The sequence below is a fragment of the Roseateles depolymerans genome (genome assembly GCF_003387155.1).
Taxonomy (GTDB): domain Bacteria; phylum Pseudomonadota; class Gammaproteobacteria; order Burkholderiales; family Burkholderiaceae_C; genus Roseateles; species Roseateles depolymerans.
In genome coordinates, this window is record NZ_QUMT01000001.1 from 1002150 (window position 1) to 1020951 (window position 18802).

Here is an 18802-nt window from a genome sequence, read left to right on the forward strand (position 1 = left end):
GCCGTCGATAAAACTGCGGATGCTAAACAACCGACGGGCCAGGGGCACAAGCCGGACCACCCGTTTGCAGGGCCAGTAGGATTTACACCACACTCCAAGCGCGTGTGGTGGCCGCACGCTGCGGACGGGGTTGTCGCTGTCGGGACAAACATCCGTGGCTGCTGGCGGGAAGATGGAACAAAGACAAAAGGAGACCAACACCATGACCCGTGTGGTGACCCCTCGTCCGGCGCAGGCCCAGGTGCAGTACAGCCACTGGCCGCGCCGCCTGCCGCGTGAGCTGGCCATTCCCCGGACCTCGCTGTGGTTCAACCTGGCGGTCTCCGCGGCCCGTTATCCCGACAAACCGGCGACGGTCTTCCTCGGGGCCACCCTGAGCTTCGACGCGATGCGCGCGCAGGCCGAGGCCCTGGCGGGCTGGCTGCAGGCGCAGGGCGTGGGCACCGGCGACCGGGTGGTGCTCTTCATGCAGAACTGCCCGCAGTACCTGGTCAGCTTCTATGCGGTGAACCGCGCCAATGCCGTGGTGGTGCCGGTCAACCCGATGAACCGGGAAGACGAGTTCGGCCATTACCTCACCGATCCGCAGACCAAGGTGGTGATCTGCAGCGGCGAGCTGGCCGGCGTGGTGGCCGCGGCCTCGGCCCGGCTGGATCCGTCCCAGCGGCCGGCGGCGGTGCTGGTCACCCAATACTGGCAGATGCTGCCGCCAGACGGCCCGGCCGCCGACTGCCAGGTGCCCGAGTCGATGCAAAGCTGGCTGACCGCCCGCCACGACCTGCCCGCAGGTGCCGTGGACTGGCGCGACGCGCTGGCCCAGGGGCTGACGCCCGGCCCGCACACCGCCGGCCCGGATGACCTGGCCATGCTGCCCTACACCTCCGGCACCACCGGCCTGCCCAAGGGCTGCGTGCACACCAATGCCACCTTGATGTCCAACAGCTGCGGCGGGTGCCAATGGGGCTATGCCAGCGCGGAATCGGTCGGGCTGGCGGTGGTGCCGATGTTCCACATCACCGGCACGCTGTATGGGGTGCTGGGTCCGATCTATGCGGGCATGACGCTGGTGATCATGCCGCGCTGGGACCGCGAGCTGTGCGGCAGCCTGATCTCCCGCTACCGGGTGACGCACTGGACCTGCATCCCCACCATGATCATCGACCTCTTCGCCAGCCCCAACTACCGCAGCTTCAACCTGACGAGCCTGCGTTACTTGAGCGGCGGCGGAGCGGCCATGCCCAAGGCGGTGGCCGAGCGACTGCTGGAGGAATTCGGGCTGACCTTCGCCGAGGGGTACGGGCTGACCGAAACCGCCGCGCCCAGCCACGGCAATCCGCCCGAGCGGGCCAAGCTGCAGTGCCTGGGCATTCCGATCTTCGGCGTTGACTCGCGGGTGGTGGACCCGACCACGCTGGAAGAGCTGCCGGTGGGCGAGGTGGGCGAAATCATCACCCACGGGCCGATGGTGTTCAAGGGCTACTGGCAGCAGCCGGAGGCCACCGAGGCCGCCTTCGTCGAGCTGGACGGCAAGCGCTTCTTCCGCACCGGCGACCTGGGCCGCATGGATGAGGAAGGCTACTTCTTCATCACCGACCGCCTCAAGCGCATGATCAATGCCAGCGGCTACAAGGTCTGGCCGTCGGAGGTGGAGATGCTGCTCTACCGGCACCCGGCCGTGCAGGAAGCCTGCGTGATCGCATCCAAGGACGCCTACCGCGGCGAGACGGTCAAGGCCGTGGTCGTGCTGCGAGCCGAGGCCAAGGGCAAGACCACCGAGCAGGACATCATCGCCTGGGCCCATGAACACATGGCGCCGTACAAGGCGCCGCGGCTGGTGAGCTTCGTGGACGCGCTGCCGAAGTCCGGCTCCGGCAAGGTGATGTGGCGCTTGCTGCAGGAGCAGGAGCAGGGACAGACGTCCCCCGCGCCCGCGCGGTAGTTCCGGCCGCCCGGGCGGCCTCAGAACCGCGATCCGGGTTCCCGCAGGAAGGCCTCCTCCTCGGGCGTGCTCGTCCGCCCCAGGATCTTGTTGCGATGCGGGAACCGCCCGAAGCGCTGGATGACGTCCCGGTGCTTGCGGGCATAGTCCAGCGCGGAAGCCAGTCGCTCATCTTCCGCTACCAGTGCCTCGAAGGCGGCCACGCATTCCTCCTGCCGCTCGAGCGATTCGGCATGCTCCAGCGGCATCAGCGCGAACCACCGCTCCAGGGTCGTCAGCGCGGGCAGATGAGGGCGCAGGGCCAGGGCGATCTCCAGCGCCTGGGCATCCCCAGCAAACGCCTGCGGCGTGTCCCGAAAGATGTTGCGAGTGAACTGGTCCAGCAGCAGCAATCGCGCCAGGGCCCCCCAGGGGTTGCGGTCCCAGGCCTGGAAGTCGCCGGCCAGCGCCGCCTCGACCGTTGCGCCGAAGCGTTCGCGCATCTCGGCATCAAACGCGGCATCCTTCTTGAACCACTTCGGCTGGATCTGGCCGTCCTCCGCGCTCCCCGGCGTGCCAAACCATTCGTTGAGCACCCGCTGCGCGGCGGTGGGCGCGGTGAGGCGCTGCCAGCGCGGTTGATGCGCCAGCCAGTGACGGACATAGGTGCAGCCCGGCACCAGTTGCAAGGTCTGGGCGGCCAGCCAGCGTGCCGCCGTCTCCACCAACTGGCCCGCCAGCCCCTGCCCACGCAACTGGGCCGGCACGCCGGTGTGGGTGATGATCAACTGCTCGCCGTGCCGCTCATAGTCGAGGCGGCAGTTCAGTCCCGGCTGCGGATGCGCCAGGAAGCAGTGCTGGTCCGGATGGTGCTCGATGACGAGATTCACAGGGCTCTCCATGCCAGGCGAAAGGCCCCCGGGTCTCACCGGGAGCGGCCAGGATCACTGGCGGTCTTTCGGGTCCCCGAGCTGTTGCCACAGATAACTGAACTCGAGGGCCTGCAACTGCGCCCGCTGCTGGTTGTCCGCAGCGCCGCCATGCCCGCCTTCGATGTTCTCGTAGTAGTCGCACGCCTGGCCCAGGGACAGCAGGCGTGCCGCCATTTTCCTCGCATGGCCGGGATGCACACGGTCGTCACGCGTGGACGTGGCGAACAGCGCCCGCGGATAACGCACCCCCGGTTTCAGGTTCTGGTAGGGGCTGTAGCGGCTCAGATGGGCCCAGTCCTGCGCATCGTCCGGGTCGCCGTATTCGGCCATCCAGGACGCACCGGCCAGCAGCAGATGGTAGCGCCGCATGTCCAGCAGCGGCACCTGGCACACCACGGCGCCAAACAGCTCGGGGCGCTGCACCATGCAGGCGCCCACCAGCAGGCCGCCATTGCTGCCGCCCATGATGCCCAGCCGCTCGGGCCGGGTCAGGCCGCGGCGGATGAGGTCTTCCGCCACCGCGATGAAATCGTCGAAGCTGCGCTGCTTGTGCGCCCCGGTGGCGGCCTGGTGCCACTGCGGACCGTACTCCCCGCCGCCGCGGATGTTGGCCACCACCAGCCGCCCGCCCCGGGTCAGCCAGGCGCGGCCATTGGTGCCGGAATACCAGGGCTGCAGGGACACCTCGAAACCGCCGTAGCCATACAGCAGCGTGGGCGTATCCGCGCCCTGACCGGGACCGCCGATGACGAAGTAGGGGACGTTCTCCCCGTCCGCGCTGCGGGCGAAGAACTGCTGCACCGACATGCCCGCGGCATCGAACTGCGCGCCGCGCTGCTTCAGCGGCGTGCGGTCGTCGCGGCCGGCATGGGCCAGGCTCACCGTGTCCGGCGTCAGGAAGTCGCAGTAGTGCAGCAGGTAGTCGTCGCCGAAGCGGTCCTGCGGCAGTTCCGGGTCGTGCAGGGTCTGCACGCTGAGTGTGCCGGGGAACGGCGCCTGGACGGTGCGCAGCACCGGCGGGTGGGCCGACAGGTCCCATTCCTCCAGCCGGCTCGCCACATGCTCGCTCAGGGTCAGCAGCACATGGTGGTGGGTGAGGGCATAGTCGTCCAGCGATCGTCCCGGCGTGGGCACGAACAGGATGCGGGGCTGGCGTTCACCGCGCCAGAAGGCCTCGTCGTCCAGCAGCAGCAGGGAGCCGGCCGGATGGGTGTGGCCGGCCACCGTCCAGTCACTGCGCGGGCGCAGCAGCCACCAGGGGCCGTGCGCATGCACGCTCATGTCGCTGGGCAGGTCGATGGGCACGCGCTGGCCGTCGCGCCAGAGGAAGCGGGCCTCGTTGTAGAAGTCCAGCGAGCGGCTGAAGAACACCCGCTCGTAGCCGGGCGTGCGGTCCACGCTGGCGCCCACCGACACATCCGAGGCTTCGCCCTCGAACACCACCGGCGCCTGCGCCAGCGGCGTGCCCCGGACCCACTGCCGCACCTGGCGCGGATATCCGGAATCGGTCAGCGAGCCGGGGCCCAGATCGGTGCCCACCAGCAGCGTGTTCTCGTCCAGCCATTCCACGTCGCTCTTGGCCTCCGGCACGAAGAAGCCGCCGTCCTCGACCGGGATGAAGCGCAGCGTCTCCAGATCGAATTCGCGCAGCTCGGCGGCATCCGCCCCGCCGTCGGAGAGCGAGACCAGGCAGCGGCGGTAGTCCGGCGCCAGGGCGATGGCCCCGTGGAAGACCCAGCTGCGCTGCTCGGCCTGGCCCAGGGCATCCAGGTCCAGCACGGTCACCCAGGGCGGCTCGGGCTGCGCATAGTCCTCGATGCGGCAGCGGCGCCACAGGCCGCGCGGATGGGCTTCGTCCTGCCAGAGGTTGTAGAACCAGTCGCCACGGCGGGCCACATGCGGGATGCGGTCCTGGGCGTTGAGCAACTGCAGCAGCTCCTGACGGATCGGCTCGTAGTCCGCTCGGGCCTGCAGCACCGACTGCGACTCCGCATTGCGGGCCCGCACCCAGTCCAGGGCGCGCTCGCCGTCTTCGCCGTCCAGCGCCTCCAGCCAGAGGAATTCGTCGGGGGGCGAGGTGTCGCCGGGGCCGGCGGCCGGGTCGGTCGTGGCGGTCATGGTGCTGTTCGGATCGGTCACGAGAGTCTCCGTCTGGATCAGGATGGGGGCGGCGACGGTGCCTGCTGCAACCGACGCTCCCGGGGGATCAATGTTGGCGGCCCTTCATTCGCGGCCCTTCATTCACGACCTTTCAGCAACTGCGGGGTGACTTCCACGGCGCCCTTGTCGGTGGTGACATAGGCGGTGCCGTCCTGGATGCTCACCTGCCACTGCATGCTGCGTTCGGCGAGTTGCGCCAGCGCCTGGGACTGGTCGGCCGGAATCTGCCAGACCGCCAGCTTGGGCGAGCGCGTCAGCTTGTTCTGGATGCCGGCCCACCACACGGGGGTGCTGGACGCGTAACTGAGCACCGTCACCAGCTCGGAGCGGCCCTGGATCTGGCGCAGCCGGCGCTCGTCCGGCTGGCCCAGTTCCACCCAGTGCACCACCTCGCCGGTGAGGTCGATCTGCCAGAGGTCGGCATCGTCGGCCTCGGACAGGCCCTTGGTGAACTCGAGCTTGCCGCGCAGATCGTTCTCCGGCTGGTACAGCGCGTAGGCGAGGATGCGCAGCATCATCCGCTCGTCGGTCTCCGACGGGTGGCGGGCGACGGTCAGGTTGTGGTCGCCGTAGACATGGCGGTCCATGTCCGAGATTTGAAGCTGGGCTTTGTGAATGGTGGCCTTGAGCGCCATGAGGGGCCTTGAAAACGGGGACACTGAAGCGGCGCATTATCATTCCTGCCTCACCGACGAGACATCCCGGACCGGGACCGAAAGAAATCTTCATGAAGCACACCCTGCGTACAACCGCTGCCGTGGCCACTCTCCTGGCCTGCGGCCTGGCTTTCGCCCAGACCACAACCCCCGCTCCCAAGGCCGATGCCAAGAACGCCAAGGTCAGCAAGCCCGTGGTGGAAAAGCCCAAGCAAAAGCTGATGACCCGCGACGAGCTGCGCAGCTGCCTGCAGGAAGACAAGGCGCTGATCGACGAGGGCGTGTCCCTGAAGGCCAAGGAAAAGGAAGTTCTGGCCCAGCGCGACTCGCTCAAGGCTGAAAAGGCCGAGCAGGACAAGGGCGAGCAGGAGATGCAGACCCGCAGCAAGGACATCAAGGCCGAAATCGAGTCCCTGAATGCCTTCGCCGCCGACATCCAGGCCAATGCCGCCAAGATGGAGAAGGACCAGCTCAAGGCCAAGCAGGAGGAGTACCAGGCCCGCGCCAACACCCTGCAGCCCAAGATCGACGCCTTCAACAAGGAGCGCAACGAGCGCGCCGAGAAGTACAAGGCCTTCAATGACCGCGTGGATGCCCAGGGCAAGGCCCTGGACGCTTTCAACGAGTCGGTGGAGACCCTGCAGGACAAGCGTGACGACTGGAAGAAGCGCTGCGCCAACCGTCCCTACGACGAAGCCGACGAAGCGGCCGTCAAGAAGGAACTGGGCCTGAAGAAGTAAGCCGGGACGGACTCACTCCATCCCGTAGGCCGCCAGCTTGCGATAGAGCAGCTGGCGGTGAATGCCCAGCAACCGCGCCGCCTCGGCGCGGTTGCCGCGGGCCTCGTCCAGTGCCCGCTGGATCATCACCCGCTCCAGCCGCGACACGGCTTCCGGCAGCGTCCCGCCCAGCCAGGGCGGCAGGGGCCCCGCCGTATCGGTCTCCGGGCCCGGACCGGACCGGTTCAGTTGCAGGTCCTCCGCCGCAATCACCGGATGCGGGCTCAGCGCCTGGCAGCGCTCCATGCCATTGCGCAACTCGCGCACATTGCCCGGCCACCGGTGCGCCAGCAGCGCCTGCTCGGCCTCGTGCGACAGGGCCTTGGGCTGCCCCGATCCGGCGGCCCGTTCCAGGAAATACCGCGCCAGTGGCAGGATGTCCGCCGTGCGCTCCCGCAGCGGCGGCATGTGGATGGACAGCACGTCCAGCCGCCACAGCAGGTCCTCGCGGAACTGGCCGGCCCGCACCGCCGCGGGCAGGTCCTTGTGCGTGGCAGCCACCACCCGCACATCTACTCGCACCGGCTGCGTGGCCCCCACCGGGGTGACTTCGCCTTCCTGCAGCACGCGCAGCATCTTGGCCTGGGTCTCCAGCGCCATGTCGCCGATCTCGTCCAGGAGCAGCACGCCGCCGTCGGCGGCGCGGAAGCAGCCGGGGCGGTCGCCGGTGGCGCCGGTGAAGGCGCCGCGGACGTGGCCGAACAGCTCGCTCTCCAGCAGCTCGGACGGGATGGCCGAGCAGTTCACCGCGATGAACGGCTGCGCCGCACGGTCCGAGTGACGGTGCAGGGCGCGGGCCACCATTTCCTTGCCGGTGCCGGTTTCGCCCAGCACCAGGACCGGCATGGTGCTGGCCGCCGCAAGACCGATCCGTTTGTGAACCTCGCGCATGGCCGGGCTGTCGCCCACAAAGCCGGCCAGGCCTGCCGACACCGGCAGGTGCTGCGCGCTCTGCGTCGACGGCTGGGGCGAGCGCAGCGCGCGGGTCAGCACCTCCTGCACGGCGTCGCGGCTGATGGGCTTGGCCAGGTGGTCGAAGGCGCCCAGGCGCATCGCCTCGATGGTGTTGTCGGCGCCGGCGTAGGCCGTGAGCATGATGATCGGGGGCGCCGCGCCGCCCTGGTCCCGCAGCGCCTTGAGCACGCCCAGGCCGTCCACGCCGGGCATGCGCTGGTCCAGCAGGACGGCATCGAAGTGGTCCTGTTTCATCAGGCTCAGGGCCTGCGCGCCGCGGGAGACTTCCTCGGCGTCGTGGCCCAGTGAGGTCACCGTTTCGAGCAGGGCTTCGCGGAAGGCCGCGTCGTCGTCCACGATCAGGATGCGTGCCATGGGATCTCCAGTTCGAAACGGGTGCCGGGAGCAGGGGGCGTTTCGGGGGAAGTGCCAGCGTCGGTGGCGATGCTGCTGCTGTGGCTGCTGTGGCTGTGGCTGTGGCTGTGGCTGTTGCCGCTGATGGGGGCGGGGCGGGCCTGCGGCAGCGGCACGTGGCGCAGGTCACCCCCATGCGCGAATGCCACCTCGCGGGCCAGCGCCAGGCCCAGGCCAGTGCCGTCCGCACGGCCGGTGGCGAAGGGTTCGAAAAGAGTGGGCACCAGAGACGGCGGAACTCCTTCGCCGTTGTCGTCCACTTGCAGCAGCAAGCCGCCCTGGGCTGTGCGCAAGGCCCGAAGCGTCACCCTGCCAATGGGCCCTGCCGGTGTTGTCGATGTGGCCGATGTGGACTGCGCAGCATGGCGCACTGCGTTGTCCAGCAGGTTGTCCACGGCGCGGGACAGATGCAGCGGATCGAACCGCGCAGTGAGAGTGTTGCCGTCCCCGCCGCCGTCCTGTCCGCCGTCCTCATCGGCGTACATGCCCGACAGATCCAGCATCAGCGCCGGCGGCGACGCATCCGGCGGGAGGCTCGTTCTCATCCCCGCCTGGGCCGCTGCCAGTCGCTGCTCCAGCCACGGTTGGAGTGCCACCGTCTGCCACTGCACCTGCAGTGGCTGCACCAGCCCCAGAAGGCTCTTCACCAGATCGTCCAGCCGGTCCACCTGGGCCACGATGCTGCGCAGCGCATCGGCCTGCCGCTCCACCGGTGCGGCCAGAGCGTTTTCCGCCTTGAGCCGCATCGCGGCAATCGGATTGCGGATCTCGTGGGCGATGGCGCCGGTCATGCGGCCCAGCGTGGCCAGCCGCAGGTCGCGGCCCCGCTGCTGGTCCGCTTCACGGATGCGGGCCTGCGCCGCACTGAAGCGCATGCGAAAGCGATTGAAGCTGTCGACGATGCGGTCCAGCTCCTGCACGCCGGTGGGGTCCAGGGCCGGCATGTCGGCCTCGTCGGTGGCGGCCTGGCCGAGGCGGCGCTGCAGGGCGCCGACGTGACGCAGCCCGCTGGCCATCAGCCATCCCAGCCACACGGCCGACCCCAGGACCACCAGCAGCAGCGCACCCAGCCCCGCCCTCAGCGTGCCCTGCGCCGCCAGGGCATTGCCGCTGGCACGGGTCATGGTCCAGGCGGCCAGTTCGTGGCCGGCGCCCATCAGCGGGCAGGCGGTGATCACCACCGCCTCCCGGCTGCCGCGCACTACGTCGGTCCGCAGGGCCTGGTCGTGTGCAGCCTGGGTCGCGAGTTCGGCGATCAAGGGCTGTTCGGCGGCAGGCAAATCGCGTTTCTCACCGCTGCCCTCATAGGTCGGGTAGGCATACGCGAGATTGCCGTCGCCCACGCGCCAGACGCCGCCTTCCACCTGCGGCGTTTCCACCAGCACCAGATGCAGCAGCACCTGCATCAGGTCGATGCGGCCTGCGGCGGATGGGTCCGATTGCACCGACCGCGCCTGCCGGGCAGCCAAGGTGCGGCAAGCCCCTTCCGTCGCCTGCTGGCTGGCCGCGACCTGCGCCCCGACGCTGGAGCGGTAGAGCACGGTCATGGTGACGGCCAGGGCGCCGCAGGCGGCCAGCAGCAGGATCCAGAACAGTGTGAGCTGGGTGCGCAGGGAAGTCATGCCGGGGGTGGTGGGGCAATGAAGTTACGGGGCGTTGCCATGGTAGTCAGCCCGATCCGGTGCATCGCGCGGCTGCGCGGATGTGTCTGCAATCGAGACACCTGGTGTCTCAGATTCATCCGCCCAGATGCGGGGTCTGATCCGCAAGCTGTTGATTTCTCTAGGTTTTGTCGCTGGCACAAGTCTTGAGAGAGCTTGGTGACCTTCATCCACAGGAGTCCGCCATGTCTCTGCGACTGACCATTTTTGCCACCCTGATGTCCGCCACCGCCGCTTTTGCCCAGGTGGCCGCCCCTGGCGGTCCGGGTGCACCGGCAGCCCCCGGCGCGCGTCCGTTGCCACCGGCACCGATGCCCTACGGCGCCGCAGCGCCGCTGCCGCCTCCCGCTCCCGTGGCCGCCGACAGCACGGCCACCGGCACCGTCGTGCAGTTCCTGCTGAATCCCAATGGGGACGCCGACGGCCTGCTGCTGAACGACGGGACCCAGGTGGCCTTCCCGCCGCACGTCGGCGATGCGGTGGGGCAGAGCGTCAAGCCGGGCGACACCGTGCAGGTCAGTGGCTGGCGCGCGCCGGGCGTGCCGGTGCTGCGCATGCAGACGCTGAGCGCCAACGGGCGCAGCATCACGGACCAGCCGCCACAGCCGGGCGCCGTGCCGCGCCCCCGCGCAGCGGACAGCGGGCTGAGCCAGCTCTCGGCCAGCGGGCGGATCGAGCGCCTGCTCTACAACGACCGGGGCGATGTGCACGGCGTGGTGCTGTCCGACCGCACCATCGTCCGCTTCCCGCCGCATCTGGCCGCGGCCATGCCGACGGAGCTGAAGACCGGTGCCTCGCTGAAGGTGCAGGGCTGGGGCGCGCGGACGGCGCAAGGCACGTCCCTGGAGGCGACGGCGGTGGCGGGCAGCAACGGGGAGCTGCGTCCGCTGGAGACTGGCCCGGTGCCGCGTCGTCCGCTCTGACGGGCGCGGCCACGTCGAGCGCCACGCCCATGTCCAACGCCACGTCCACGTTCTCGTCCACGTCCACCTCCCCCCTGCAGCACCGGCCATGACCACTCTCCATCCCTCCCGTCGAAGCCGCCGCGCCCTGGATGCTCTGGCCTTCCTGGTGCCGGACGTGCAGGGCGGGGTGGGGCCGTTCCTGATCGTGTTCATGTCGGGCGCGCTGGGCTGGGACGCGCAGCGCATTGGCACGGTGCTGTCGGTGTCTGCCCTGGCGGGCCTGGCTGCACAGGCGCCGGCCGGGGCCCTGATCGACCGCAGCGCCCATGCACCGCGCTGGATCGCCGGGGCCCTGGCCACGATCGCGGCTTGCCTCGGCGTCATGGCGCACTGGCCGTCGTTCGCGGTGATCCTGCTGGGGCAGTCGGTGGTGGGCGTGGCCGGCGCGCTGGTGGCCCCGGCGGTGGCGGCGGTGAGCCTGGGCCTGATGGGACGCAAGGGCCTGGATGCGCGGATCGGCCGCAACAGTGCGCTGTCCGCCGCCGGCACCGTGATGTGGGCACTGGGGACCGGCTGGCTGGCCCATCGCTACGGGCCGCGGTCGATGTTCTTCTTTGCGATGGTGCTGGCGCTGCCCACGCTGGGGGCGGCGTTGATGATCCGCCGTGAGGACATCGATGTGCGGCTGGCGCGAGGGGCGGACCATGACGCCGAGCACGGCTCCGCCGACGCCCTGACCGCCACGTCACCAATGACGCGCTTGCGCCAGATCGCCACCGTCCTATGGCAAGTCCCCGGCCTGCGAGTGCTGCTCACCTGCGCGTTTCTCTTCCACCTCGCCAACGCCGCCATGCTCACCCTGGTGGCACAGATGCTGGGCCACCGCGGGGACGCGGGCCTGGGCGGCTCCGGCGGCCACGGCAGCGCCGCGCTGTGGCTCTCGGGCAGCGTGATCGCCACTCAGCTCATCAGCATCCCCATCGGCCTGGCCCTGAGTCGCTGGGCGCCGGGACGCGCCCGCCGTCCGCTGTTCCTCACCGCCTTCGCCGTGCTGGCCCTGCGCGGCCTGCTCTATCTGCGGGTGGACCATCCCCTGGGCCTGCTGGCCCTGCAATTGCTGGACGGTGCGGGCGCCTGCCTGTTTGGCATCATGCTCACCTTGGTCATCGGCGACCTGACGCGCGGCCGCGGCCACTTCAGCCTGGTGCTGGGCCTGGCCGGCACCTGTGTGGGGCTGGGCGCCGCGGCCAGCAACCTGCTGGCCGGGCATCTGGCGCACACCGCCGGCCCTGGCACGGCATTCGCCCTGCTGGCCCTGGTAGCCTGTGCAGCCTTGCTGCTCTTTGCCGCGCGCATGCCGGAAACCGGTCAGGCGCGCCTGTCCTCGTCCACTCCGGGGGCCGCGCTGCGGTCGCCCACCCTGTCATGAGTTCTGCCCTGCCTTCGTCGCCGACCCCCTCCCGCCAGGAGCCCGCTGCCCAGGACGCGCCGGGCGGCGGCAACCACCTGCTGTGGGGGCTGGCCGTGGCGGCCATCGGTTTTGCGCTGTGGCGCCCGGTGTCGCCGCGGGAATGGCTGGGCATGATCGACTGGCAGACCATGGGCGCCTTGACCGGCCTGCTCATCATCACGCAGGGGGTGGAGCGCAGCGGGGTGCTGCAGGGCACCGCCCGCGCGCTGCTGGCCCGCACCCACACCGCCCGCCAACTGGCGATGGTGCTGTGCGCCGTGGCGGCCGTGCTGGCGGCGCTGGTCACCAATGATGTGAGCCTGTTCCTGCTGGTGCCGCTGACCCGCGAACTGGCCGCCCAGGCGCAGTTGCCGCTGGCGCGGCTGGTGGCGCTGGAAGCGCTGGCGGTGAATGCCGGCTCGTCGCTGACCCCGATCGGCAATCCGCAAAACCTGTACCTGTGGCACCGCACCGGCGAGTCCTTCGGCGGCTTCATGGGCATGATGGCCCCGGCCGTGGGGGTGATGCTGGTGCTGCTCTTCATCACCATCCTGATCACCATGCCGGGCACGAAGATCGAGGTCGGCGCGCCCCAGGAGCCGGCGCGCACCCAGCCCCGGCTGCTGGCGCTGTCCGCCGTGCTGTTCATCGGCTTCGTCGCGTCGCTGGAACTGCATGTCTGGCTGCCGGCCCTGGGCATCGTGGTGCTGGCCTTTGCACTCTTTCAGCGGCAGGTGCTGATGCGCCTGGACTGGGCCCTGCTGGCCACCTTCGTGCTGATGTTCGTGGTGGTGCATCAGTTGGTGGCGCTGCCCTGGATCGCCCAGTGGATGGCGAAGCTGCCCACCGACGTGGCGTGGCCGACCTATGTCGTGTCCATCCTCACCTCCCAAGTCATCAGCAATGTGCCGGCCACCTTGCTGCTGGCTGGTGGCACGCCGCAGCTGTCCGCCTTGGCGGTGGGGGTGAACGTGGGCGGGTACGGCTTCGTGCTGGGCTCGATGGCCAACCTGATCGCCTTGCGCCTGGCGCGCGAGCCGCACGGACTGCGGGAATTTCACCGCATCAGCCTGCCTTTCCTGGTGGTGTGCGCTGTACTGGTGGGGCTGCTGGTGGTCTGAGGCGCGGGCGCCGGCACGGCAAGCCCCTCTCAATCGCACAACTTCGCTTTTGGAGCACTGGCGGGGACGGATCGCATTCCTACAATGGTCCGGCACGCCGGGGTGTGCGCGATCCGCGCATCCTCGCCATCTTCATTGAGGAATGCCAATGCCCGCTACCCGCGCCACGACTGCGTCGCCTGAGACCCAACCGCTGCTGAGAACCTGGGACGGGCCCTACGGCTTGCCGCCGTTTGCCGACATCCGCGCGGAGCACTTCGAGCCGGCCTTCGAGCAGGCCCTGGCCGAACATCGGGCCGAGCTGGCGCTCATGGCCTCGCAGAACGAGGCGCCCAGCTTCGAGAACACCGTGGCGGCCTTCGACCGCAGTGGTCGGCGTCTGGTGGCGCTGGAGCATCTGTTCTCCACCCTCAGTGCTTCGGCCACCTCGCCGGAACTGCAAGCCGCGCAGCGCCGCCTGGCCGCGCCGCTGGCCGCGCACAGCAATGCGGTCTACATGAATGCGGCGCTGTTTGCGCGCATCGAAGTGCTGCATGAACAGCGGGATCAATTGGGCCTGGACCCGCAGCAGCGTCGCCTGCTGGAACGTATCCATCTGGACTTTGTCCGTGCGGGCGCCCGGATGCAGGGCGAGGCGCGTCGCCGTTATGCGGCGCTGATGGAGCGGCTGGCGGAACTGCACACGCGCTTTGGCCAGAACGTGCTGGCGGACGAGGGCGGCTACCAACTCGTGCTGCGCACCGAGGCAGAACTGGCCGGCCTGCCGGACTTCGTGCGCGCCGCTGCCCGTCAAGCGGCGCTGGACCGCGGCGTGACCGACGAGCAGGCGCATGTGATCACCTTGTCCCGCTCGCTGATCGTGCCCTTCCTGACTTTCAGTGAACGGCGCGACCTGCGTGAGCAGGCCTGGCGGGCCTGGGTCAGCCGCGGCGAGCATGCGGGCGAAAGCGACAACCGCGAGATCATCCGCGAGATCCTGCGCCTGCGGCACGACCAGGCGCGGCTGCATGGCTACGCGCACTATGCCGACTATGCGCTGGCCGACACCATGGCCGGTTCGCCGGCCGCTGTGCAGGGCCTGCTCGATCAGGTCTGGGAGCCGGCCAAGGCCGCGGTGGAACGCGAACGGGCCCTGCTGGATGCCGAGCGGCTGCGCCTGGGCCATCCCGACGCCATCCAGGACTGGGACTGGCGCTACTACGCCGAGAAGGTGCGCCAGCAGCGCTATCAGCTGGACGAGGCGGAGGTGAAACCGTACTTCCCGCTGGACGCCATGGTGCAGGCCATGTTCGACTGCGCCACCCGGCTGTACGGCCTGCATTTCGTGCATCAGCCGCAGGTCGCCGGTTATCACCCGGACGTGAAGGTCTACGAAGTCCGCCAGGCCGACGGCCATCTGCGCGGCCTGTTCGTGCAGGACAACTTCGCGCGTCCGACCAAGCGCAGCGGCGCGTGGATGAATGCCCTGCGCTGGCAGGCCCGCAACGGCATGGAGGCGCTGCCCATCATCCTGAACAACAACAACTTCGCCAAGGGCGCGCCGGGCGAGCCGACGCTGCTGTCGTTCGACGACACGCGCACGCTCTTCCATGAATTCGGCCACGGGCTGCATGGATTGCTGTCGCAGGTGGAGTACGAGCGGCTGTCCGGCACGCAGGTGCTGCGGGACTTCGTCGAGCTGCCGTCGCAGCTGATGGAGCACTGGATGGCCGAGCCTGAAGTGCTCAAGCGCCATGCCCGCCACTACCGCACCGGGGAGCCGATTCCCGATGCACTGCTGGAGAAGATCAACGCCGCCGCCACCTTCAACCAGGGCTACGAGACGGTGCGCTACTGCGCGTCGGCCCTGGTGGACCAGGCCATTCATGCGCAGAGCGGCGACGTGCCGGATGTCGTGGCCTTCGAGCGCGAGACGTTGCAGCGCCTGGGGGCGCCGGCGGCAGTGGGCATGAACCACCGGCTCACGCACTTCCAGCATTTGTTCTCGGGCAGCTTCTATGCGGCGCAGTACTACGTCTACCTGTGGGCGGAGGTGCTGGATTGCGATGCCTACGAGGCATTTGTCGAAGCGGGAGACCCGTTTGATGCGGCCACGGCCCGGTCCTTGATGGACAACATCCTGGCGGTGGGCAACAGCCGCGAGCCCGGGGCGGCCTACCGCGCTTTCCGTGGACGGGATGCGCAGGTGGCGCCGATGCTCAAGGGACGGGGCCTGCTGCCGGCCTGAACTGGCCCGCGCGGGCTAGCGGGGGGAGACGCCGGCGCCGACGTGGGCGCTCATGGTGGAAGAAACCCCGCGCAGGGACGCGCACGCACGTCGTCCTATCATCGAGGCATGAACTCGACTGATCGCCCAACGTCCGAACGTGCGCCGTCCAGCGCCGACCTGTCTTCCTCCGCGCCTTCCAGCGCATCCAGCGCATCCAGCGCTGCCACGAACCGTGAGGCCGCACCGCGGTCCCGCATTGCCGTGGTGACCGGCGCTGGCTCCGGCATCGGCCGGGCGGCCGCGCAGAAGCTGATGGAAGCGGGCTGGCAGGTGGCCCTGCTGGGGCGTCGTGAAGACGCCCTGGCGCAGACCGCCGCAGCGGCGCCCCAACAGGCTTTGGTGCTGCCCACCGATGTCAGCGACGAGCACCAGGTGGCGGCTGCTTTCCGCGCTGTGAAGGAGCGCTTCGGCCGACTGGACCTGCTCTTCAACAATGCCGGCATGGGCTCCAAGGGCATGGAAATCGACCAGCTCAGCGTCGCCCAGTGGCGTGCGGTGGTCGATGTGAACCTGACCGGCAGCTTCCTCTGCGCCCGCGAGGCCTTTGCAATGATGAAGGCGCAGTCCCCGCAGGGCGGCCGCATCATCAACAATGGCTCGATTTCCGCGCATGCGCCGCGGCCGGGCTCGGTGGCCTACACCAGCACCAAACATGCCATCACCGGGCTGACCAAGACCCTGGCGTTGGACGGCCGCCCCTACGACATCGCCGCCGGCCAGCTCGACATTGGCAACGCCCAGACCGATCTCACCGCCAGCTTTTCCAAGGGCTTGCAGCAGGCGCATGGCGCCGTGGTGCCGGAACCGGTGATGGATGTGGACCATGCGGCCAGCGCACTGCTCTACATGGCGGAATTACCGCTGTCGGCCAACGTGCCTTTCCTGACGGTCATGGCCACCAAGATGCCCTATATTGGGCGCGGTTGACTCACTCGATGATGAACACGATTTCCGAACTGCTGACCCTGATGGCCCGCATCCTGCGTGGTGCGCTGTTCCTCGTGCTGTTCCTGGCCCTGCTGCTGGTGGGGCTGTGTGTGTTTGGCGTGCTGCTGGTGTGGAGCCTGATCCGCGGGCGTCGCCTGCAGCGGCCCACCGTCGGCGTCTTCCGCACGGCGGCGGACATGCGCGCGCAGGCCTTCCGTCGATCTGCCGGTTCCATGGGTGGGTCCATGGGCGGCTCGATGCACGGTGGCGCGGGCGGCTTCGGCGCGCCCGCTGCGGGTGACATCGTCGACGTGGAAGTGCGCGAGGTGCCGCAGCAGCAGCCGCGGCTGGAGCGCTGATCGGCCCTGATCGGCCCTGATCGGCGCTGGTCCTCGCTCAATAACGCGGCGGGCTGCTCAGCTCCTGCCAGAGCTCGTCATAGATGCGGTAGCGCGACGGGCTGATCTTCCCTGCCTCCACGGCCGTCAGCACGGCGCAGCCCGGCTCATGCCGGTGACTGCAGTTGTGGAAGCGGCATTCACCGAGGAAGGGCTTGAAATCGGCCATGTGACTGGCCAGCTCCGGCGCGGGAATCTGCCGCAACCCGAATTCCTGGAAGCCCGGTGAATCCAGCAGCGCGGTCTCGCGGCGGTCGTCCAGCCAATACCACTGCGTGGTGGTCGTGGTGTGGCGTCCGGAGTTGAGCGCCTGGGAAATCTCGCCCACCTGCGCGCCTGCATCGGGCACCAGCAGGTTGATCAGCGTGCTCTTGCCGGTGCCGCTGGGCCCCAGCACCAGCGTGGCCTGGTTTTCCAGCAGGGGCATCAGCGTCTCACGTGCTTCGTCCGGCCGACCCTTGAGGCTCAGCTCCAGCACCCGCTGGCCCATCGCCTTGTAGGGCGCCAGGCGCTGGCGGGCCGCTTCGGCCTGCGGCAGGTCGGTCTTGTTCAGCAGGATGTCGGTGGTGATGCCGGCGCTGTCCGCGGCAATCAGCGCGCGGGTCAGCTGCGATTCGGAAAACTGTGGCTCGGCGGCCACCAGCACCAGCAACCGGTCCAGGTTGGCCGCGAAGCTCTTGGTCTTCCACTCGTCCTGTCGGAACAGCAGGTTGCGCCGCGGTTCGAGCTTGTCGATGACGCCTTCATGGTCGCTGCTGCGCTGCCAGCGCACCCGGTCGCCCACCACGCAGTCGCTTTTCTTGCCGCGGGTCAGGCAATGCACCCGTTCGCCGTTCTCGTCTTCCACCACGTAGTGACGGCCGTGGCCGCGCACCACCAGCCCGATCTGCGCCGGCTTCATGCGGCACCGCCGTCCAGGCGGCCCACGCCGGTCGGCAGACCGCTCAGGGCGCTGATGGCGGCGAGTCGTTCACTCGCGGGAGGGTGGGAGTAATAAAAGCGCGCAAACACCGGGTCGGGCGTGAGCGTGCCGGCGTTGTCCTCATGCAGCTTGAGCAGCGCAGCACTCAGGTCGCGGCCGCTGGACTGCTCGCAGGCATAGGCATCGGCCTCGAACTCATGCTTGCGTGACCAGAAGGCCATCAGCGGCGTCAGGAAGAAGGTGAAGGGGGGCAGCACCAGCATGAACAGCAGCAGGGCCAGTGCATCGTTGGGCGCCGTCAGGCTGGGGCGCACGCCCAGGCCCAGGAAGAACTGGGGCAGGGTGCTCAGCAGACCCAGCAGGGCAAAACCCGCCAGGCTCAAGGCAAACATCATCACCATCCGCTTCAGCACATGCCGGCGCTTGAAATGCCCCAGCTCATGGGCCAGCACGGCTTCCACCTCGGGCGGGTTGAGGCGGGACAGCAGCGTGTCGAAGAACACCACCCGCTTGGACGCGCCCAGGCCGGTGAAGTAGGCATTGCCATGGGCCGAGCGGCGGCTGCCGTCCATCACGAACAGGCCCTTGGCGGCAAACCCGCAGCGGGCCATCAGCCCTTCCACCCGTTCACGCATGGTCGGATCGGCCAGCGGTTCGAACTTGTTGAAAAGCGGGGCGATGAGCGTGGGGTAGACCACCAGCATCAGCAGGTTGAAGCCCATCCACACGGCCCAAGCCCACATCCACCAGGTGTGGCCCGCCGCACCCATCAGCCACAGAATGAGGGCGGCGATGGGCAGGCCCACGACGGCCCCCACCACCATCCCCTTGAGGCCGTCCATCACGAACAGCCGGAGCGTGGTGCGGTTGAAGCCAAAGCGCTGCTCCAGCCGGAAGGTGTTGTAGAGCGACCAGGGCAGGTCCAGCAGGCCGGACAGCAGCGCAAAACCCACCAGCAGGCCCAGTTGATAGCCCATCGGGCCGATCAGCGGTTCCCAGGACAGCATCCACTGGTTCAGCAGGTCCAGCCCGCCCAGCAGCGTCCAGCCCACCAGCAGGGCGGTATCAAAGGCCAGGTGCAGGGTGCCGACGCGGCTGCGGGCCATGGTGTAGTCCGCGGCCTTCTGGTGGGCCTTGAGCGACACCGTGCCGGCGAACGCCGGTGGCACCGAGTCGCGGTGCTGCGCCACATGGCGGACCTGGCGGCCGGAGAGCCACAGCTTGGCCAGGAAGGACAGCACCAGCGCCGCCACGAAGGCCAGGCTGACGGAGAGGGCGGACACGGACCAGGAATCGGAACTGAGCATGTCCCGGAGTGTAGGTCCCGGGGGCCGGG

At 68.9% G+C, this 18802-nt stretch carries 15 protein-coding genes; 8 read left to right on the forward strand and 7 right to left on the reverse strand.

Annotation, left to right across the window (positions count from 1 at the left end):
• Positions 1–202: 202 nt before the first annotated feature.
• Positions 203–1939: a long-chain fatty acid--CoA ligase gene (locus DES44_RS04365; RefSeq protein ID WP_058936054.1), complete on the forward strand. Its 1737-nt coding sequence runs from the start codon at positions 203–205 to the stop codon at positions 1937–1939.
• Between the two features lie 20 nt (positions 1940–1959).
• Here the strand turns inward: DES44_RS04365 and DES44_RS04370 are convergent, their stop codons facing one another.
• From DES44_RS04370 to DES44_RS04380, 3 genes are all read right to left on the reverse strand, one after another.
• The gene (locus DES44_RS04370; RefSeq protein ID WP_170156597.1) at positions 1960–2808 is read right to left on the reverse strand and encodes a DUF924 family protein; all 849 of its coding nucleotides are present in this window, start codon (positions 2806–2808) and stop codon (positions 1960–1962) included.
• A 54-nt stretch (positions 2809–2862) separates the two neighbouring features.
• Positions 2863–4989: a prolyl oligopeptidase family serine peptidase gene (locus DES44_RS04375; protein WP_232309813.1), complete on the reverse strand. Its 2127-nt coding sequence runs from the start codon at positions 4987–4989 to the stop codon at positions 2863–2865.
• A gap of 98 nt (positions 4990–5087) precedes the next feature.
• Positions 5088–5645, reverse strand: a complete 558-nt coding sequence (locus DES44_RS04380) for a YaeQ family protein (protein WP_058936053.1) — start codon at positions 5643–5645, stop codon at positions 5088–5090.
• Between the two features lie 92 nt (positions 5646–5737).
• Between DES44_RS04380 and DES44_RS04385 the strand changes: the two genes are divergently transcribed.
• The gene (locus DES44_RS04385; RefSeq protein ID WP_058936052.1) at positions 5738–6406 is read left to right on the forward strand and encodes a hypothetical protein; all 669 of its coding nucleotides are present in this window, start codon (positions 5738–5740) and stop codon (positions 6404–6406) included.
• Positions 6407–6418: 12 nt separating this feature from the next.
• On the opposite strand, the gene DES44_RS04390 is transcribed toward DES44_RS04385, so the two are convergent.
• Together DES44_RS04390 and DES44_RS04395 are read right to left on the reverse strand one after the other, a co-directional pair.
• Positions 6419–7774 carry a sigma-54-dependent transcriptional regulator gene (locus tag DES44_RS04390; protein WP_058936051.1) on the reverse strand — a complete coding sequence of 452 codons (1356 nt, stop codon included), beginning with the start codon at positions 7772–7774 and terminating at the stop codon, positions 6419–6421.
• The gene (locus DES44_RS04395) at positions 7759–9435 is read right to left on the reverse strand and encodes a sensor histidine kinase (RefSeq protein ID WP_083525753.1); all 1677 of its coding nucleotides are present in this window, start codon (positions 9433–9435) and stop codon (positions 7759–7761) included. The genes DES44_RS04390 and DES44_RS04395 overlap by 16 nt, the downstream gene beginning before the upstream one ends.
• Positions 9436–9659: 224 nt before the next feature.
• Between DES44_RS04395 and DES44_RS04400 the strand changes: the two genes are divergently transcribed.
• The 6 genes from DES44_RS04400 to DES44_RS04425 all read left to right on the forward strand — a co-directional run bounded on the left by DES44_RS04400 (position 9660) and on the right by DES44_RS04425 (position 16505).
• Positions 9660–10397, forward strand: coding sequence for a hypothetical protein (locus tag DES44_RS04400; RefSeq protein WP_058936050.1), 738 nt, complete (start codon positions 9660–9662; stop codon positions 10395–10397).
• An 88-nt stretch (positions 10398–10485) separates the two neighbouring features.
• On the forward strand, positions 10486–11808 hold the full coding sequence (locus DES44_RS04405; RefSeq protein ID WP_058936049.1) for an MFS transporter: 1323 nt from the start codon (positions 10486–10488) through the stop codon (positions 11806–11808).
• The gene (locus tag DES44_RS04410) at positions 11805–12950 is read left to right on the forward strand and encodes an SLC13 family permease (RefSeq protein ID WP_058936048.1); all 1146 of its coding nucleotides are present in this window, start codon (positions 11805–11807) and stop codon (positions 12948–12950) included. The genes DES44_RS04405 and DES44_RS04410 overlap by 4 nt, the downstream gene beginning before the upstream one ends.
• 148 nt (positions 12951–13098) lie before the next feature.
• Complete coding sequence (locus DES44_RS04415; protein WP_058936047.1) at positions 13099–15177, forward strand: M3 family metallopeptidase; 2079 nt, start codon at positions 13099–13101, stop codon at positions 15175–15177.
• A 108-nt stretch (positions 15178–15285) separates the two neighbouring features.
• Complete coding sequence (locus DES44_RS04420; protein ID WP_083525752.1) at positions 15286–16146, forward strand: SDR family oxidoreductase; 861 nt, start codon at positions 15286–15288, stop codon at positions 16144–16146.
• A gap of 11 nt (positions 16147–16157) precedes the next feature.
• Entirely contained in the window at positions 16158–16505 is a 348-nt protein-coding gene (locus DES44_RS04425) for a hypothetical protein (protein ID WP_147306944.1), read from the forward strand.
• 37 nt (positions 16506–16542) lie between these two features.
• Here DES44_RS04425 and rsgA read toward each other — a convergent pair whose 3' ends face one another.
• Together rsgA and DES44_RS04435 are read right to left on the reverse strand one after the other, a co-directional pair.
• On the reverse strand, positions 16543–17445 hold the full coding sequence (gene rsgA / locus DES44_RS04430) for a ribosome small subunit-dependent GTPase A (protein WP_058936045.1): 903 nt from the start codon (positions 17443–17445) through the stop codon (positions 16543–16545).
• A complete protein-coding gene (locus DES44_RS04435) occupies positions 17442–18773 on the reverse strand; it encodes a M48 family metallopeptidase (protein ID WP_058936044.1) in 1332 nt (443 codons plus the stop codon). The genes rsgA and DES44_RS04435 overlap by 4 nt, the downstream gene beginning before the upstream one ends.
• Between the last annotated feature and the right edge of the window lie 29 nt (positions 18774–18802).